The 17,415-nt window shown below is 64.5% G+C and carries 18 protein-coding genes; 7 read left to right on the top strand and 11 right to left on the bottom strand.

Features of this window, described 5'->3' with window-relative positions:
• The first annotated feature begins 86 nt into the window (after positions 1 to 86).
• Positions 87 to 1,601 (top strand): diguanylate cyclase domain-containing protein, encoded by a 1,515-nt coding sequence (locus tag VJ673_RS09680; RefSeq protein WP_324125876.1) that lies wholly within the window; start codon positions 87 to 89, stop codon positions 1,599 to 1,601.
• Positions 1,602 to 1,610: 9 nt separating this feature from the next.
• On the opposite strand, the gene VJ673_RS09675 is transcribed toward VJ673_RS09680, so the two are convergent.
• The 7 genes from VJ673_RS09675 to VJ673_RS09645 all read right to left on the bottom strand — a co-directional run bounded on the left by VJ673_RS09675 (position 1,611) and on the right by VJ673_RS09645 (position 8,448).
• Entirely contained in the window at positions 1,611 to 2,636 is a 1,026-nt protein-coding gene (locus tag VJ673_RS09675) for a M48 family metallopeptidase (RefSeq protein WP_324125875.1), read from the bottom strand.
• A complete protein-coding gene (locus VJ673_RS09670) occupies positions 2,636 to 4,084 on the bottom strand; it encodes a YjgN family protein (RefSeq protein ID WP_324125874.1) in 1,449 nt (482 codons plus the stop codon). The genes VJ673_RS09675 and VJ673_RS09670 overlap by 1 nt, the downstream gene beginning before the upstream one ends.
• A gap of 135 nt (positions 4,085 to 4,219) precedes the next feature.
• On the bottom strand, positions 4,220 to 5,038 hold the full coding sequence (locus VJ673_RS09665; protein WP_324125873.1) for an alpha/beta fold hydrolase: 819 nt from the start codon (positions 5,036 to 5,038) through the stop codon (positions 4,220 to 4,222).
• Between the two features lie 154 nt (positions 5,039 to 5,192).
• Positions 5,193 to 5,870: a gamma-glutamylcyclotransferase gene (locus tag VJ673_RS09660; RefSeq protein WP_324125872.1), complete on the bottom strand. Its 678-nt coding sequence runs from the start codon at positions 5,868 to 5,870 to the stop codon at positions 5,193 to 5,195.
• 96 nt (positions 5,871 to 5,966) lie between these two features.
• Complete coding sequence (locus tag VJ673_RS09655; protein ID WP_324125871.1) at positions 5,967 to 7,196, bottom strand: MFS transporter; 1,230 nt, start codon at positions 7,194 to 7,196, stop codon at positions 5,967 to 5,969.
• A gap of 65 nt (positions 7,197 to 7,261) precedes the next feature.
• On the bottom strand, positions 7,262 to 7,909 hold the full coding sequence (locus tag VJ673_RS09650) for a flavin reductase family protein (RefSeq protein ID WP_324125870.1): 648 nt from the start codon (positions 7,907 to 7,909) through the stop codon (positions 7,262 to 7,264).
• A gap of 248 nt (positions 7,910 to 8,157) precedes the next feature.
• Positions 8,158 to 8,448 (bottom strand): hypothetical protein, encoded by a 291-nt coding sequence (locus VJ673_RS09645; RefSeq protein ID WP_324125869.1) that lies wholly within the window; start codon positions 8,446 to 8,448, stop codon positions 8,158 to 8,160.
• Between the two features lie 115 nt (positions 8,449 to 8,563).
• Between VJ673_RS09645 and VJ673_RS09640 the strand changes: the two genes are divergently transcribed.
• From VJ673_RS09640 to VJ673_RS09615, 6 genes are all read left to right on the top strand, one after another.
• Positions 8,564 to 9,328 (top strand): metallophosphoesterase family protein, encoded by a 765-nt coding sequence (locus tag VJ673_RS09640; protein ID WP_324125868.1) that lies wholly within the window; start codon positions 8,564 to 8,566, stop codon positions 9,326 to 9,328.
• A gap of 156 nt (positions 9,329 to 9,484) precedes the next feature.
• Positions 9,485 to 11,110, top strand: coding sequence for a cbb3-type cytochrome c oxidase subunit I (locus tag VJ673_RS09635; RefSeq protein WP_324125867.1), 1,626 nt, complete (start codon positions 9,485 to 9,487; stop codon positions 11,108 to 11,110).
• Positions 11,111 to 11,113: 3 nt separating this feature from the next.
• The gene (locus VJ673_RS09630) at positions 11,114 to 11,719 is read left to right on the top strand and encodes a cbb3-type cytochrome c oxidase subunit II (RefSeq protein WP_324125866.1); all 606 of its coding nucleotides are present in this window, start codon (positions 11,114 to 11,116) and stop codon (positions 11,717 to 11,719) included.
• On the top strand, positions 11,716 to 12,327 hold the full coding sequence (locus tag VJ673_RS09625) for a c-type cytochrome (RefSeq protein ID WP_324125865.1): 612 nt from the start codon (positions 11,716 to 11,718) through the stop codon (positions 12,325 to 12,327). Before VJ673_RS09630 ends, VJ673_RS09625 begins: the two co-directional genes overlap by 4 nt.
• Positions 12,328 to 12,346: 19 nt before the next feature.
• Positions 12,347 to 12,970: an SCO family protein gene (locus VJ673_RS09620; RefSeq protein ID WP_324125864.1), complete on the top strand. Its 624-nt coding sequence runs from the start codon at positions 12,347 to 12,349 to the stop codon at positions 12,968 to 12,970.
• Entirely contained in the window at positions 12,967 to 13,578 is a 612-nt protein-coding gene (locus tag VJ673_RS09615) for a hypothetical protein (protein ID WP_324125863.1), read from the top strand. Before VJ673_RS09620 ends, VJ673_RS09615 begins: the two co-directional genes overlap by 4 nt.
• Before the next feature lie 30 nt (positions 13,579 to 13,608).
• On the opposite strand, the gene VJ673_RS09610 is transcribed toward VJ673_RS09615, so the two are convergent.
• The 4 genes from VJ673_RS09610 to VJ673_RS09595 are packed head-to-tail and all read right to left on the bottom strand — an operon-like array spanning position 13,609 to position 17,402.
• Complete coding sequence (locus VJ673_RS09610) at positions 13,609 to 13,839, bottom strand: hypothetical protein (RefSeq protein WP_324125862.1); 231 nt, start codon at positions 13,837 to 13,839, stop codon at positions 13,609 to 13,611.
• A gap of 30 nt (positions 13,840 to 13,869) precedes the next feature.
• Entirely contained in the window at positions 13,870 to 14,421 is a 552-nt protein-coding gene (locus VJ673_RS09605) for a T6SS immunity protein Tli3 family protein (protein ID WP_324125861.1), read from the bottom strand.
• Between the two features lie 19 nt (positions 14,422 to 14,440).
• Complete coding sequence (locus VJ673_RS09600; protein ID WP_324125860.1) at positions 14,441 to 15,253, bottom strand: T6SS immunity protein Tli3 family protein; 813 nt, start codon at positions 15,251 to 15,253, stop codon at positions 14,441 to 14,443.
• A gap of 10 nt (positions 15,254 to 15,263) precedes the next feature.
• Positions 15,264 to 17,402 carry a T6SS effector phospholipase Tle3 domain-containing protein gene (locus VJ673_RS09595; protein WP_324125859.1) on the bottom strand — a complete coding sequence of 713 codons (2,139 nt, stop codon included), beginning with the start codon at positions 17,400 to 17,402 and terminating at the stop codon, positions 15,264 to 15,266.
• Positions 17,403 to 17,415 lie beyond the last annotated feature (13 nt).

The following is a 17,415-nucleotide window of genomic DNA, read 5'->3' as shown; positions in this document are numbered from 1 at the left end:
CGTCGGTCATGGTTTCTCCGGCAGACGCGTGACAGGGCCGGTTATTGCGAACTGCGACCAGGAGCGCGCGGTGACGCGGAACGTCCATGGAATACGCCGCAGTTGAAAGCAGGCACAGCGCCCAAGTGTTTGCCGAGCAGGTGGGGCTGCTCTACAAGAACGCGCCCTTGGCCTATTCGGTCACGCTTGTAAATGGGGCCATCCTTGCGCTGGTTCAGATATCCCACGTTGCGCTGATTCCCTTGCTTGGCTGGTACTGCGCATTGGTGTCGGCGACCGCCTTGCGCGCGCTGATCGTGGCGTGCCGCGCCCGAGCCCGCTCCGATCCCGGCACCGCGCCACGATGGAATGCCGCCTATGTGGTCGGTACCGCAATCGCCGGCAGTGTCTGGGGCGCAGCCTCTTTCGTCATGGTGCCCAGTCCCTCGGTGGCTCACGAGGTGTTCGTCGCCTTCGTGCTCGCCGGCATGTCGGCGGGCAGCATTACCGTGCTGGCCTTCAGGATGGAGGCCTGCCTCGCCTTTCTGTTCCCGACGCTGCTGCCGCTGGTGGTCCACTACCTGATGCTCGGCACGACGCTGCACATGGCGATGGCCTTGATGACCGCGATATTCCTGATCGCGATGCTCGTTTCCGCATTGAACTTTAATCGTTCGGTGCGTGCGTCCTTGACGTTGCGCTTCGACAAGCGCGACCTGGAAGATGAGATCAAGCGGCGTGACCAGGCCGAGCAGGCGCTATTGCTGGAAAAGGATCGGCTGCAGGCGGTGCTGGGCTCGATCGGCGAGGGCGTGGCGCTGATCGACGCCAGGGGCTGCATCGAATACCTGAATCCCGTCGCGGAAAAGATCTGTGGCTGGCCTTCTTACAGAGCCTTGGGCCGCCCGGCGAGTGCCGTGTTCGAGAGCTTCGACCGTCATCTGCACGAACGCACCACCACCGCCATGGAAGACACCGTGCATGCTGCGCGTCAGATCACGAAGCAGACGGTGATGTATCTCAACGGCGGGGACAAGCGCATCATTGAAGAGTTGGCGACGCCGCTTTACGGCCGCCATCGCAGGGTCGTCGGAGCGGTCTCGATCCTGCGCGACGTCACCGAATCACTACTGGAGGCGGAGCAGCTGGCTTATGCCGCCGACCACGACGCGCTCACAGGGCTGCCCAACCGCGGCTTGCTGCAAAACCGTCTGGAACAGGCCATCGCCCGCGCCCAGCGCAGACAGGAGCGCTTTGCGCTGTTGTTCCTCGATCTCGATCGATTCAAGGAGATCAACGACACGATGGGACACGCGGCGGGCGACGCCTTGCTGGTGGAAGTGGCGAGGCGCCTGAGCGACACGGTGCGGGAGGAAGACACGATCGCCCGGCTGGGTGGCGACGAATTCGTCGTCATCGTCGAAGGGCCGGCGCAGGAACATCACGTCAGAGCGCTCGTCAACAAGATCCATCGCATCCTGTGCGAGCCGTACCGGCTCGGTTCCGAAATCGCGACGGTCTCGGTCAGTATCGGCATCAGCTTGTTCCCCGAGGACGGCCACGACCCGGAAGCGCTGCTGGGCCACGCCGATGCGCGCATGTACTGCGCAAAGAACGGATAGGCGTTCGCCTTACGGTTTCGTGGCGCCGGAACCGGAAAGAATCGCCTGCACGCGTTCCGGCGTCGACGGGTGCGTCGACAGATACCCCGCCTTTTCGTCCTTCGACCGGTCGAGCCGTTGCAGGATGTCGGCAAAACGTTGCGGGCCGATGCCCAGACGGTGCAGCACGTCGACGGCGTGCCGGTCGGCTTCGCGTTCGAAGTCCCGCGAGTAGCCGAGTTCGGTGAGCATCAGCGGAAGCGCGGTGACGGCCGAAGACACGGATGAAACGTCCCCGACCACCAACGTGGCGATGAGCCCCATGAAGGAGGCCTGGATCGAGCCGCGCATCGCGTGACGGTAGCGGATGTGACCGATTTCGTGAGCCAGCACGGCGACGATTTCTTCGTCGTGCTGCGCCAGATGCACGAGCTGGTCCGTCACGACGATGGTTCCCGCCGGCAAGGCCAGGGCGTTCGCGCCGATGGTGTCGGCGGCGTCGCGGAACAGGACACGCACTGGCGGGTCTTGCGGCACCTCTTTCAGCAGCGGGGCGAAGGCGATGAGCAGGCGCTGCTGTTCCTCTTCGGGCAGGCGGCTGGCCTTGAAGGCGTGGCGGTCGAGGATCTCCAGCACCATGCGGTCCGCGTGGCGGTTGACCTCGGCGGGCAGCGCAAAGGCCGCGATCTTGGCGAGCGCCGGCACGCCCAATTGCACGCTGCCCCAGACGAAGGCGACCGTGAGCGCCAGGCCGAGGAGGACATAGCGCAGCTTCGATTCGAGCAGATGGATCAGTCCGCCTGCAGACAAGCGCTGCGCGGCAAGCTGGTCGACCGCGTCGTTGTCCTCCGTTTCGAAGCTCGCGCCGTCGGGAAAGCGCAGGAAGCGCGGCGTGTTGCCGACACGGGACGAAAAGTCGACGCGTTCGAGTGCGATCGACGCCAGCAAATCCCCGCCGGACTGCGCTGCCACCCGTGCGTGACCGTCTTCGATAAGGAGGCTCGCGCGGTGGCTGCGCGAGCTCTTGCCATCGAAGAAACGGCCTTCGAGTCGCATCAGATGCCCAGGTCCACGTCGAACAGGTCGCCGATCTCGCCGCCGACCGCCGACACCTGCTCGCGCTGTGCGGCCGCGAACTCGCCCAGATCGCTGTCGGCGACCAAGCCGATGTGCTGAGCGGCGTAGCGTGCAGTCCGCACCTTGGCCCAGGGGTAGAAGAGACCAGCAGTGAGGCCGATGGCGAGCGTGTTGGTGACCATCAGCATCACGTAGGAGCCGAAACGGTAGTTCGCCTGGAGCGCGATCGTGCCGAGGGTGGTGTGGTTGTAGCGCAGGTTGGTGTACATCACGTTGGAAACCGCGAAGATCACCGGATAGGTCGCGACCATCGCCAGCGGCATGAGCGGCGGGAAGACCTTGGCAAAGAGCATGGACAGCAGAAAGCCGCCGATCGCGGTGCCGATCAAGGCCAGCGCGATCCGGTAGAACGGGCCGGGGCCCGCGTGGAACTCGAAGGGTTCGACGCCGTAGCGGCTATTGCCGATGACGAACTGCTGTTGGCGGTGCATCGCGTAGGGCATCAGGAGGCCGAGACTGAGTACGCCGAGGAACGGCCACATCAGGAAGACCTTGTAGGCGTCGCCGAGACTGCCGTCGAAGCCGAAACGCACGCCGCGCCACGCGGCATTCTGGTTCCGGAAAGCCAGCCCGCGCACCATGACCCACGGGAAGATGCCGAGGAAGCCCAGCATCAGCAGCGCCCCGATGGGCGGCGCGAACTTGTTCGCGAGCGAGTAGGTCGCCAGCAGGGCAAAACCGATCAGGCGCCCCTTGAGGATCTTCACGGGATCGGCGAGGTATTCGAAGCTGGTGCCGTCGCAGCGCGTGTTGCCATAGAAATAGCGTAGCGTGCGCACCTTGGCCCAGGCGGAATAGATGCCCAGGGTGACGATGCCGAGGACCAGGTTGACGATCCAGATGCGGAAGAACTCGAAGCCGTTGCCCGTGAATTCGAAGTCGAGCTCACGCGGCTCGGCGGCGGTCACGGGCGTTGCGACGAAGGGAGCGCGCGGAGCGGCGGGGGCGGATTCGAGACCCGTGGCGCGCGGGGCGGAGACAGGTTGCGCGCCGGCCTCAGGGTTCGCCAGCGTGTTCGCCCTCTCGTTCACCGACTCGTCCGTCGTCTCGTCGGCCGGTTCCTCGATCCGCAATTGAGGGGTGGTCTGAGTTGCCGCGGTCGGTGCAGGGGGCACCGCAACTGCCGGCGGCGCCGACACCGAATTCAGGCTCACCGCCATACCGATACCGGCGAGCCGCTGCCGGTAATCGTGGGCCACCGTCTGGTCGAGATTGCGCTTGAGCACGACGCGCGGATGGCCGAAGATCCTTTCGACGTCCTCCACCGGCAGGCGGAACACCTCGCGGAAACGCTGCATGACCTCTTCGCGCGTGAAGCCCGCAAGAATGTCCCCCTGGAACACCAGGTCGTAAGTCGCTTCTGCCATCACTCCCCCGAAAATTGCCGACGCCGCCACCTGACGCGCGCCACAGTTGGCGTATGACGGGATGGTAGCATTCCGAAACTTTCGGCGTCATGACAAACGCCGTGCCGTATGTCCTCGCGCTGCGCCAGGCTTCGGTCAGCGGAGCGAGTCGAGGAACTCCGACACCAGGTTGAGGACGGTCCCCGGGTTTTCACGGTGCGGCACGTGATAGGTGTCCGGGAGGATCTCAACCTGCGACGGGCCGGCGGAAAGTTGCCCGATCATCTCGGGATGGCACGTCGAGCCGTATTCGTCATGAATCCCTTGGAGGGCCAGTACCGGACAGCTCACGCTCGGCAGCACGGGGGCCAGCGACCACGACGCGAAGTCCGGATGAAGCCAGCTTTCGGTCCAGGCTTCGAGCACCCACCGGGCCTTGTCGCCGTGATACTTCGCGAGCCGCCCGATTTGCGTCTCGTCCTTGAACTGCTCTTTCGCCACCGCGATGCTTTCAAGCGTCCGGTCTTCGGGGAAGACCTGCGCCGACTCGGTGATCAGCGCTTCGCAATCCGCGGTGAAGGCCGCGGCGCAATGGATCGCCATGCCGCCGCCGACGCTGTGCCCTAAGGCGATGAATCGCTGGAAGCCAAGCTGCTCGCGCACGATGGGGAAGTAGGCCGTGGCCTCCTCGGCGACGAAGTCCAGCGCCGGGCGGCCAGTGCGAGCGTCGGATTTGCCGAACCCGAGGCGGTCGTAAGCGATAGCCCGTCGTCCGGTGGCCGCGCTGAGGTTTGCCGGAAAGTCGCGCCACAGCTCGACGCAGCCCAGCGAGTCGTGGAAGAGCACGATGGGCGTGTCGGATCGGGAAGCCGCTGTCGCGTTCGACGGTGTCCACGAGCGGGCGAAGATTCGTCCCAGAGGATGTTCTATCCAATGGTCGTGGGAAAGGATGCCGGGGGTTTGAAGGTCGGTCATTGTCTTTGATCTCTCGTCGGTGCCGGGGTTGTCCGTCTCATGCGGGCCTTCCCTTTCATCGATTTTGATTCACGTTGACGTAAACGTCAATATGTTGTCGGAACTCTCCGCTCGGGCGCCAGGCTGAAGGGGCGGGATGCGGAAACGATGCGCGTTACGCAGGACAGGACAATTTGTCGCGCGTCACGCGCCTGAGCTCGCAGGCGATCGCGTCGACGTAAGCATCCTGGAGTCCGTGCTCGGCCAGTGCGCGGTCGAGCGCAAGGACGTAGTCGGCGTTGGTTCCGAATATCCCGGTCGCCTCCGCTGCGATCTGCGCGACTGTTTCGACCGTCGTGTCGGGGTCGTAGAGCGGCCGTTCGGGATTGATGGTGAAGGTCATCGCTCTGACCTCGCGCCCGTCTTCGAGGATGACCGGCGCCCAGAGCGGATGGTAATCACCGCTCGCCATCTCCCGCATCCAGAGCAGGCGTAATTCGGCGGCGATCTGATCGTCGTGCAGGCGTAGCGCCACGCCCTGCACCTGTCCGCCGGGCTCCAGTGCGAGCACTCGGCCGGGGCGGTCGGGGCTGCCACGGTGGGAGACCGAGCGTAGGCAGAAACTCCGATGCCAGCCGTCAAGGGATGCCGCCTGCCGCTCTTCGAAGGCGAAGAGCGGGTTCCAGATCAGCGAGCCGTAAGCGAAAACCCAGATCGCGCCCTCGGGTCGCGCACGCCACGCAATTTCGAGCGAACGGTCGAGTTCGGCGTCGCTCCACCAAAAATCCGAAGGCAGGTCGGAGTTGCGGCGGAAGCTGCTTGCCAGGAGGTTTTCGCGGGTCAGGATCGTCATGAATACGGCCGAGCGGTTTTGGTCTTCGCCGAAACATTAGCGCGAAGTCGAAGCACTCTGCTGCAAACTTTAGCAAAGCCCGACGCACTTCGGCCGTCAGGCGCTGACCGGCTCCCGCACCAACTGATCGCGCCGGGCGAGGCCCGGGAAGAGCCGTATCCAGGCTGCGGCGACTAGCAAGGTGCCGACGCCGCCCACGACCACCGAGGCGACCGGCCCGAACCATGCCGCGGTCGCGCCGGACTCGAATTCGCCGAGCTGGTTCGACGCGCCGATGAAGATCGAATTGACCGCGGAGACGCGGCCGCGGATCTCGTCCGGGGTGTCCAGCTGCACGAGGGATTGGCGGATGACGACGCTGATGTTGTCGGCCGCACCGGTGACGGCCAGCGCCAGCAGCGAAAGGCCGAAATGGCTCGAGAGACCGAACACTACCGTCGCCAGACCGAACACGGCTACGGAGACGAGCAACAGCGGTCCGGAACGGCGGCGCACCGGCCAGCGCAGCAGCACCAGCGAGACGGCCAGCGCCCCCACGGCGGGAGCGGCCCGCAGCAGGCCGAGGCCCTCGGGCCCGGTGTGCAGGATGTCTCGCGCGAATATCGGCAGCAGGGCCGTCGCGCCGCCCAGCAGCACCGCGAAGAGGTCGAGCGAGATCGCGCCGAGAAGCGGCTTGTTCCGCCAGAGGAAGGTGACGCCGGCGAAGGCCGATTCCAGCGTGATTGCACCGGCTGCCGGCTGATGCTCGTAACGGACCCCTGCCATCAGCGCGCCGGCCACCGTCAGGAGCGCCATGCTTGCGGCGTACACATGCGCAGCGCCGGCAACGTAGAGCGCGCCACCGAGGGCCGGGCCGGCGATGACTGCGGTCTGCATGCCGCTCGCGGCCAACGCGATGGCCTGGCTGAGGAGTTCGGGCGCGACCAACAGCGGAATAAGCGCCTGCTGGGCGGGACTCTGAAACGCGCGGGCGACCCCTAGCACGACCGAAACGCCCAGGATCAGCTCGCGGCTCGCAAAACCCTGCGTCGTCGCAGCCAGCAGCAGGAGCGCGACTGCGGCCTGGAGCAGCATGCAGGTGGTAAAGATCCGATTGCGCCGGAGACGATCCGCGACGTGGCCTGCCGGCAGCGTCAGGAGGAAGGCCGGCACGAACTGGAAGAGGCCGACCAGGCCCAGATCCCAGGCACTGCCCGTGAGGTCGTACATCTGCCATCCGACGGCCACCATGAGCATCTGGTTGGCAATCGTGCCGACGAAGCGGGAAATCCAGAATTTGACGAAGCGGGGTTGGCCGAAGAGTCGGCGCAGGGTGGGGGTCTGCATTTAAGGGAAATTCAGGGATTGGGGGAGGAGCGTCGCGGCTGCGGCACCCCGGGATATCTTTTTTTTTAGGAATTTTCCGCGGGAACTGCGGTTTGGTCGTTCTGTTCGCGCCACTGCGCATAGGAGATACGCGGCGCGTTGAAGCGATCGGTGCTGCGGCAATAGACCGAGGGCGACCCGAGGCGACCGAGCGGAGCGAAGCCTTCGATATGAAGCCGCGGCCCGACGAGGTGATCGGCCAGGTGGAACATCACGACTTCGCCAACGTACACCTTGTTGGTGCCGAGGGGGATGGTGCTATGCAAGCGGCATTCGAGGCTCACCTGGGCTTCGGCGACCCTGGGCACCTGGATGTGGACCGACGGCGCCGCCGTGAGCCCAGCGGCGGCGAGTTCGCTTTGGTCGGGCGGGAAATCCGCGGCGGAAATGTTCATCGCGGCGAACAGGTCCTCCGTGACCATGTTCACGACGAATTCCCCGGTCGCCTCGATGTTGACGGCGGTGTCCTTGAGCTGGCCCGCGTCGTTGCTGCCGACGCTGATCATCACATACGGAGGGTTGGAGGCGACGGCGTTGAAGAAGCTGAACGGGGCCAGGTTGACGGTGCCGGCTGCGTTCACGCTCGTGACCCAGGCGATGGGCCTGGGCACCACGACGTTGGTGAGAAGCTTGTAGTTATCGGCTGCCGAATGGCGGGAAGGGTCGATTTGCATCGGGCTCTCGGCGTTGGGGGAGGGTAGTATCGTAACGCCTTTGTTCCTCCAGGACGCGCCGGCGAAACTCTCCGCCGCTGAAGCCTCCATCCCTGGGGCTTGGCACGACGCAGGGCGTGTCTGACCCGCATCCAAGCACAAAAACACTCACCATGCCGGTCCCAGGCCGTGAAGGCCTTTGTGCCCGCCGCCAGGGGCGAATGCGGCACGATTTGAAGGTGAGAGATATTGGGCTGCGGGAGATCAGGTCACTCCTCGCGCGCCAGCTCCTCGAGACGCCGCGGGGACCCCGCCGCGACGCCCAGACCGTCCAACGCCGGCCGTCCACAGGGCTCAGCTCCGACGCTCGCGGCAAGGTCTGCCAGTTCGGGCGGAAAGTACAGCACGAGTTCGCAGTGCAGGCGCCCGATGTTTTCGTGTCGCATCAGCACGGCCGTCGTTGCATTGCGCTCCTGCGCCGCGAAGAGTGCGCTCACGTGTTCGAGTGCCTCCCCGGCGAACATCGCATCGCCCAGATTTGCAGCGAACCATTGCTCCATGTGGCCTCCGTTGCGTCGCCAAGCTGCTATGTGTAGGCACCAACCGGCGCGACTGTTACCTTTTCCCCTGATCGACACTCTAATCGCCACGAACATTGAGGAACAGGAAGCCGCAATGAAACTACAGATCGTATCCGACATTCATCTCGGGCTGGCGCCGTGCGAGGTTCCTGAGACAGGCGCGGACCTGTTGATCCTGGCCGGAGACATCCACCGTCCGCGCGAAGCGATCGAGTGGGCATCCGCGTTGAAGCGGCCCGCGATCTATGTGGCGGGGAACCATGAGTATTATGGCTCCAGCGTCCCCGCGACGAACCGCCTGCTGCAAGAGCTGTCTCGCGATACCACCGTAACGGTGCTCGACTGCGAAGAAAAGCGCATCGACGATGTGCGCATCCTGGGTGCGACGCTGTGGACGGACTTCCGTCTGATGGGAGATGGTGCGCCGCGAGAACGGTCCATGGACGAAGCCGTCCGTTTCAGCCGCGACTTCAGCCGTATCGCTATTGACGAGGCCCAGAAGGAGGTCTTCACACCCGCGCACTGTGCGGCGCTGTTCGAGCATCATGTCCGCTGGCTGGAGGCTCGACTCTCGGATCCGTTCGACGGGGTCACGGTTGTGGTGACTCATTTCGCGCCGGCTCGCGGCAGCATCGCTGAACGCTTCGCTGGTTCTCCCCTCAATGCCTGCTTCATCTCCGACCTCGAGGCCCTCGTCGCGACCAGCGGTGCCGCGCTGTGGATACACGGCCATACCCACGACAGCTTCGATTATCGGGTCGGCGCCACGCGCGTGCTCGCGAACCCGCGCGGTTACGTACTGAAGGGCGTTGCCGAAAACGCCCGCTTCGATCCCGGCCTGACGGTACAGGTGACCTAAGGGCAGGAGGTCGCGCCGGCGATCAGCTGGATGAGCGAGCGGTTTGTCCATAAGATGAATCAAAAATATTGCTTTTGACGGGGCGAGCCAATAACATATATTGGCACAAACATAATTCTCAAAAATATTTCGACCCCACAGAGGTGACTGTTCGTCATGGACATCCCGTTGCTGTTGCTTTCGTCGTTCATCATTGCCGTCACAGGCTTGTTCTTTTTCATCTGGTCCCTGCGCAGGGGACTTCTCGACCCGGATGCTGCCGGGGCCAAGGTCATCTTTTCACCCGGCGAGATCGGGCGGGTCGAGGAGCCGGCCGCGACGGGAGTTGGGCAACGCGAGCTGCAGCGGACGATGACGGCTTCGCACGGCGAACCGGACGCGGACGAACTGCAGGCACGGCTCGCCGCCGATGCCTCGTCGGCCCGCCCGGCCTTCGTGCTGCTCGGTTTCGCGGTCTTCTGGCTGCTGGTCGCTTCGCTCGCGGGCCTGACCAGTTCGATCAAGCTTCATGAGCCCGACTGGCTGACGCAATACGCCTGGCTCAGCTTCGGACGCATCCGCACGATCCATCTGAACGCGGTTGCCTACGGATGGGCACCGATGGCAGCGCTCGGCGTCGCGTTGTGGATGATGCCGCGCCTGCTGAAGACTCGACTCGAAGGCGCTCGCTTTGCCGTATGCGGCGCCGTTCTTTGGAACATCGGTCTCGCGATCGGCATCGGCTGTATCGCGGTCGGCATCAACGACGGCATGGAGTGGCTGGAAATCCCGGGGCAGGTCGGCGTGCTGTTCGCGGTAGGCGGGGCGATGATCGGCCTGCCGCTGGTGTTCACGCTGCGCCGGCGCAAGGTCGAGCACCTCTACGTGTCGGTCTGGTACATGGGGGCGGCGCTCTTCTGGTTCCCCGTCCTCTACATCGTCGCGAAACTGCCCAATCTGCACTTCGGCGTTGAGCAGGCAACGATGAACTGGTGGTTCGGCCACAACGTGCTGGGGCTCTTCTATACGCCGCTGTCGCTCGCCGCCGTCTATTACTTCTTGCCCAAGGTCATCGGCCGGCCGATCCAGTCCTACAACTTGTCGCTGATCGGTTTCTGGTGCCTCGCGTTCTTCTACGGCCAGGTCGGCGGTCACCATCTCGTCGGCGGTCCCGTGCCGGAGTGGCTGGTCACGCTGTCGATCGTGCAGAGCATCATGATGATCGTGCCCGTCGTCGCGTTCTCGCTGAACCAGCACTTGACGATGCGTGGGCACTTCGCGGCGCTGAAGCATTCGCCGACACTGCGCTTCGTCGTGCTGGGCGGCATGATGTACACGCTGAGCTCGATCCAGGGCTCGTTCGAAGCGCTGCGCAGCGTCAACACCGTCACCCACTTCACGCATTTCACCGTCGCGCACGCTCACCTCGGCCTGTACGGCTTCGTGACGCTGGTGATGTTCGGCGCGATCTACTTTGCGATGCCGCGCATCGTGTCGCGCGAATGGCCTTATCCGAAGCTCATCGCCGTGCACTTCTGGCTGGTTGCGATCGGTTTCGCGATCTACTTCGTGTCGCTCACGACGGCCGGACTGCTGCAGGGCTTCGCGATGCTCGACGCCAGCAAGCCGTTCATGGAGTCCGTGCGCGTCACGCTGCCCTGGCTGGAAGGCCGCTCGATCGGCGGTGCGTTGATGACGCTCGGCCACCTCGCGTTCGCCGCCCACTTCCTGCTGATGGCGCTGGCCCGCGGGCCCAGGCGCAGCGGCGCCGCCATTCTCCGTCCTCTCGCCCGGACCGCCTGAACCATGGAAAACCACGTCAAACTGATCTCGGGCGCAATGGTGACGCTCGCCATCGCCACCGCTTCGCTGGTCGTGCTGCCCTATCTGCAGCTTCGCCACGAACCGCCCACGCCGGGCCTGAAGCCCTACACCGAAGTGCAGCTGCGCGGACGGCAGGAGTACATCCGCCAGGGCTGCGTCTACTGCCATTCGCAGCAGCCGCGCGACCCCTCCCAGGCGCCGGATGACAAGCGTGGCTGGGGCCGGCCCTCGGTCGCGGGCGACTATTACTACGACCGCCCGCATCTGCTCGGCACGATGCGCACCGGCCCGGACCTGCTCAATATCGGCGCGCGCCAACCGAGCCCGGACTGGCAGCTCGGCCACCTCTACCAGCCGCGTGCCTATACGCCGGGCAGCATCATGCCGGCCTACCCCTTCCTGTTCGAGGTCAAGAGCGAGGCCGGGCCGGGCGACAAGGTCGTCGCGCTGCCGCCGCAGTTCGCTCCGGCCGGCGGGGTCGTCGTCGCCACCCAGGAGGCGCAGGACCTCGTCGCCTATCTCCTCTCGCTCGACCGGACCTTCCCGGCGCTGGCGCCGCTCGCCGACGCGAGCCCGGCCTCCAAATGACCCGCAGCCACGTTCCCGACATGCAAGCCAAGACCCGCAACGACCATCCCCAGCGGCGCGAAAACCTCGATCCGCATGAATCCTTCAACCCTGTGCCGCGCCTGATGCTGGGCCTGATCGGCCTGCTGCTGATCTGGGCGGTCTACTACATCTACACGGCGCATCCCACTACCCGTCCCGCCCTCGGAGACCGCCGCAACCCGGAGGTGCTCGCGGCCATGCCTTCCAAGGCCGTGGACGGCGGCCAGATCTTTGGCGCCAATTGCGCCGCCTGCCATCAGGCGACGGGCACGGGCATTCCTCAGGTTTTCCCGCCGCTGGCGGGTTCGGCCTGGGTCAACGGCGGCGAACAGGTCGTGATCCAGATCCTGCTGCACGGGATCAACGGCAGCATCGAAGTCGCCGGCAACACCTACAACGGCGTGATGCCGGCCTTCGGCGACAAGCTCGGCGACTCGGAGATCGCGGCGGTCGCGAGCCACATCCGGAGCCAATGGGGCAACCAGGGCGCGCCGGTCACGGAGGAATCCGTCGCGGAGCAGCGCAAGCGCACCGCCGAGCGCAAGGCGCCATGGAACGGCGGCGCCGAACTCGCCACGCTGAAATAAGGCTGTCGCGCCACCAGCCATGCGAACTGCCATCACCTGCGCGCTGATCCTGCTGCTGGGCCTCGCGGCCTTCTCGGAGGTCAGCGCTGGCTTCCGGGTCGTCACGAGCGAGGCCGCACGCCGCCTCGACGTGCGCGAACATGCGCCGCAGATCCCGGACGCGATGCTTGCCGCGCCCGGCACGACTGCCTACTCGCTGCGCAGCGATCTCGCGCGGGACGGCCGCATCGCGCTCGTGGACTTCATCTACACTCGCTGCGAGTCGGTGTGCAGTGTGCTCGGCACCGAATTCCAGCAACTGCAGCAGGAAATCCAGAAGCAGGGGCTGCAGGACCGCGTACGGCTGATCAGCATCAGCTTCGATCCCGCCGACGACGCCGACGCATTGTCGCGCCACGCAAGCCGCATGCATGCCGATGCCTCCGTCTGGCGCTTCGCGAGCGTGGCCGATACGCAGGCCTTGCGCCCGCTGCTCGACGCCTTCGGCATCGTCGTCGTGCCTGACGGCATGGGCGGCTTCGTGCACAACGCCGCGATTCACACGCTGCGGCCGGACGGTCGACTCACCCGCATCGACGACCTCGGCGCGGCCCGCATTGCGTTGCGTTCCGCGCTGGCCCGCGCAGAGATTGCGTCACGATGAGCCCACTCCAATATGCGCTCCTCGGCGCGGCGCTCCTGGCAACAAGCACCGCGCCGGAGCTGCGCCCCTGGCTCGAAGCCGACATGGCGCGCCACATGCTCGTGCAGTTTCCGCTGCTGATCCTCGCCGGCGCCGCATTCGCGTCCGCGTTGCGGCCACGCGTGCGCGGTGGTGGCGCTGCTATCAACGCACACGGCCTCGCAGGGCTGCTGCTCTGCCTGCTGGTCTCGGCGTTCTGGATGATTCCGCGGGCCCTCGATCAGGCCCTGCTGTCGTCCGCGGTGGAAGTCGCGAAGATCGCGACGCTGCTCGCGGCCGGGGGCGCGCTACGCCTGTCATGGCGCCCGGCCGGGCTCGTCGTCCAGACATTCTTCGTCGGCAACTGGGCCTGGATGACGGCCGTCATCGGACTCATCTACCAGGACCTGAGCGCGCGCCTGTGCAACGGGTATCTGCTTGATCAGCAGGTCATCGCCGGACAGGGGCTCGTCGCCCTGGCGATTGTCTTGCCGACGGCATTCGTCGTCGTGCTCGCGAAGCGAGGAGTGCTCGCAGGCAGCGCGCTCGAAAAGGCTGAGACCTGTCCGCCCGGAAGCACTGCGCGCTAGAGAAATTCGGTCGCCAGAACCGTTGATCGCTCAGCCCACCACCCGCGCGAGCAGTGTGATCGGTAGCGCGACCGTACGGCCGAGCAGGTCGAGCACTTCGCCTTGCAGGCGGTTCCAGCGCACGCCCGGGGTCACCCGCGGCTCGCCTTCGAGATCGGGATCACAACGCATCTCGGTCCAGCCGGTGTAGTCCTTCACCGGAGGAACTTTGCGGGGAAGGTTCTGGAACTCGGGCAAACGCTTGAAAACGGTCGTAGGCAACTCGTTGACCACATCGATAACATTTCGCCCCTAGCCTTCGCCGAAAGGCTTCGAGGTCATGAACAGGTGACCGTCCTTCGTTTCGATGAAGGCTTGCTGGTTCACGACGGTGAGCGAAGCAATTTCCTCCGCGTAAGGGCGCGTACCTACCCAGCGCGCGCTCTCGAACGTCGCTCCGTTATCTATCGAGACACGGAATGCCGATACATCGTCGTAGGGGATGAAGATGAAGTTGCCATCATCGTCCGCATGTCTGAATTTCTGCAAAAAGACTCGAGCGAATTGGTGCATGACGCGGGTTCTGATACCGCGTCTGATGTCCACGTAATCGATTGCACCTTCGCAGGCATATCCTTCCAGTTCCAGATGCCGGTGATCGTCGAAGCGATAGACGATCTGCGTCGCAGGCTTTCGTGGAGGCTCTGCGCGGCTTGCGGGGAGCAGCGGAATCAGGCCAACAATCGCCAGGAGCGCAGCGAGCCAACGAGCAGGCACCTTAAGCCGATCGCGCGCCAGCCCCTTAAGAGCCGCGGCGAGTGCCAACGTCCACATGGGAATCCACCACATCAGCGCAGTATTCACAGCGTGCGCGACGGGCCGTTTAGCCCACCGCCCGCGCAATCAGCGTGACCGGTAGCGCGACCGTACGACCAAGCAGGTTGAGTACTTCGCCTTGCAGGCGATTCCAGCGCACGCCCGGGGTTACCCGCGGCTCGCCTTCGAGATCGGGATCACAGCGCATTTCGGTCCAGCCGGCGTAGTCCTTCACCGGAGGAACTTTGCGGGGAAGGTTCTGGAACTCGGGCAAACGCTTGAAAACGGTCGTAGGCAACTCGTTGACCACATCGATAACATTTCGCCCCCAGCCTTCGCCGAAAGGCTTCGAGGTCATGAACAGGTGACCGTCCTTAGTTTCGATGAACGCTTGCTGGTTAACGACGGTAATGGCGCCAATCTTCTGCGCATGCATGCCTCCTCCGACCCACCAGGCATCCTGAAATGTTCGACCATGGTCATACGATACGCGAAACGCTGAGGGTTCGTGATAAGGCACGAAGATGAAATCACCATCGTCGTCCGCGTGAACGAAACGGGGCAGAAAGACTCGGGCGAACTGCTCGATCATCGGCGAGTCGATCCCTCGCTTGTCGTCGACATAATTGATTGACCCCTCGCAACCATAGCCTTCCAGGGTCAGATATCGGTGATCATCGAATCGATAGACGACCTGTCTGGAGGGCTTTCGCGGCGGCTCCGCATGACTCGCCGGGAGCAGTGGAATCAGGCCTCCAATCGCTAAAGCCGCCGCGAACAGTCGTGCAGCGGGCTTCATCCGGCCATGTTCGAGCAACGCGCAGACCGCGGCGAGTGTCAGCGTCCAGGCGGGAATCCACCACATCAGTGCAGTATTCACATTGCATCCTTCATTGTCCGTGAGCGACCGGGAACAGCGATTGTTCCCTCCGGGCGTTCTCGTACGCGTGTTCCAGCGTGCGCCGCTGGCGCCGCAGATCCCGCATCCGTTCGTCCCATTCGCGCTGCGGCCACTGGCTGCGCTCGCGTTCGAGGCGGGCGATACGCTCATCGATCGCCTGCAGTTCTCCACTGGCGTAGTTGGCCATAGTGCTCTCGTTGACGATGCCCGAGAGGGCTGGAGGCTTGTTCATCTGCCGCTTCAAGTCTGGCGGCAAGATGCCCTTTGTGTAGTAGTCACGGTCGAATTCCAGCTCACTGAACCGCCAATCTGCTAGTCGCAGCAACCCCTGCCAGAACGGCCCGCCGTCCACCTTGGTCTCGTCATAGCTACGGCAACGCCCGACGGCCAGATCGAAGGCCATCGCGCAGCGCGCGGCATTCTCGTCGAGGACGATTGCGGAGTGGTTGGAAATCTCCGTTGCCGTGTCGCGGGCCTGTTCGCGCAACTCCTCGCTGCTCATGTAGCGGGTGATCATCAGGCCGTCGCCCACCTTGACCGCCCGCGTCAATCGCCAGGGCTTGCCCTGTGCGGTGAAGGCAGATTGGACCGCGGCAAGTTCGCGCGGCGGCAAGTCGTGGACGTGTCCAGGTAGCGCGCTCGGGATGCCGCTGCGCGGATCGGGGGCAGTATGGGTGGTGAGGTTTCCGCCCTTCTGGGCCGCCGCTGCTGCATAGACGCCCCAGTCCGACGAACCCAGCGTATGGCAACCGTCGGGGAGCTTGAAAGTGTATTTCAGGTCAGGCAGGGCTTCGGCATTGATATCGCGCGAGACTCCGGTGGGAACATCGTTGTTCGTGCCGATTTGCATGCCGCTGCGCTCCAGGTCCGGCAGTCTCACTCGTCCCGGGGCCATATGCATTGGCCGCCCTTCCAGGAAGATGCGCTGTGCGAAGGCCGGCCCGAGCCGCATTGCGACCTCTGGTGGGACTCCCTGCCAGCCGATGCCCTGCACGTTGCGCAGCGACACCGTCATGTCGTGGGGGCAGAAATAGTTGTACACCTTGCCGTGGTTGTCGCGCACGTGGTCGGGTTTGCCGACGGCCTCGCGGCTAGCGTAGCCCTTGGCGGCGAGCTCCGCCGTCGTGGGACCTGCCATGCGCTGCTTGGCGATGAGCTTGCAGAAGTTCGCCAGCGTTTCGGTTCGGGCGCGCGTCGACTGTTGCGGTCCGAAGGACTGCATGGATTCGAGCCGTGGCGCTTCGAGGCTGTAGGGCGAATGGTTGAGGATGAGACAGTCGGCGGGGCGACACGCGGGCGTGGCCTGGGCAACCAGAAAGTTGGCGAGGATCGACACCAGCGTGCCTTGACTGTGGGCGACGAGGTTGATCGAATCGTTCTCTGTCTTCTCGTTTGCCCGAATCTTGATGATCAGGTTCGCCAGCCGCTGCGCCGCGTTGACGAAGTAGATGCGGTGCGGGTTGTCGTAGACCGGGTGACTGAGATCGTCGCCCACATGGCGGGAGGCCCAGCGCGCGAGGCCGAGGATGTCGCCGCCCGGCCCCCACAGGTCGATCAGGTTGGTGGTCGCGTTCGCGAAGACGCCGCCATTCTTGGCGAAGTGCTCGTCGAGGCGGTTGTTGAAGCAGTCGACATTTTCGAAGCCGCGCTTCGGCTCGCCCTTGCCGTCGATGTAGTAGGCATCGTAGGGAGCATCCGCGTTGGCCTGGCCCCGTCGGCGCAGTTCTTCCCGGTAGCGCGCCTGGTCTGATTCGTAGGTGGCGCGATCGACCGGCCGGTAGCCCCAGTAGAAGGGAATGATTGGATTGTAGCCTTGGGCGTCGGCACGACGCTCGTAGCTTGTGATGCGATTATTCTTGCAGGCCTTGGGGATGTCCCAGTCGCCCGGGGTCAGATCCTGGCGGCCAAGCCGCAGATTGAGGCCCGCGCAAAGGCCGCGCGCCTGGGTTGCGTAGGCTTCGCCGACATCATTGACGCCATGGACGAGGATGACCACGCCGGGCATCGGGCGCGGCATCTGGACGCGCACTTCGGGTGCCGTGGATTTGGGCACCGTGGTCGTCGTACGGATGACTTCGCCTTTATTGCGTGCCTGCTCGATGCGCCGATTGGGGGAAAAATTCTTCATGGCTTTGACGTTT

This window comes from Aromatoleum sp., assembly GCF_035254505.1.
Taxonomy (GTDB): Bacteria; Pseudomonadota; Gammaproteobacteria; order Burkholderiales; family Rhodocyclaceae; genus Aromatoleum.
Note: the sequence above shows the minus strand (reverse complement) of the source record. Positions and strands in the feature narration are given on the sequence as shown.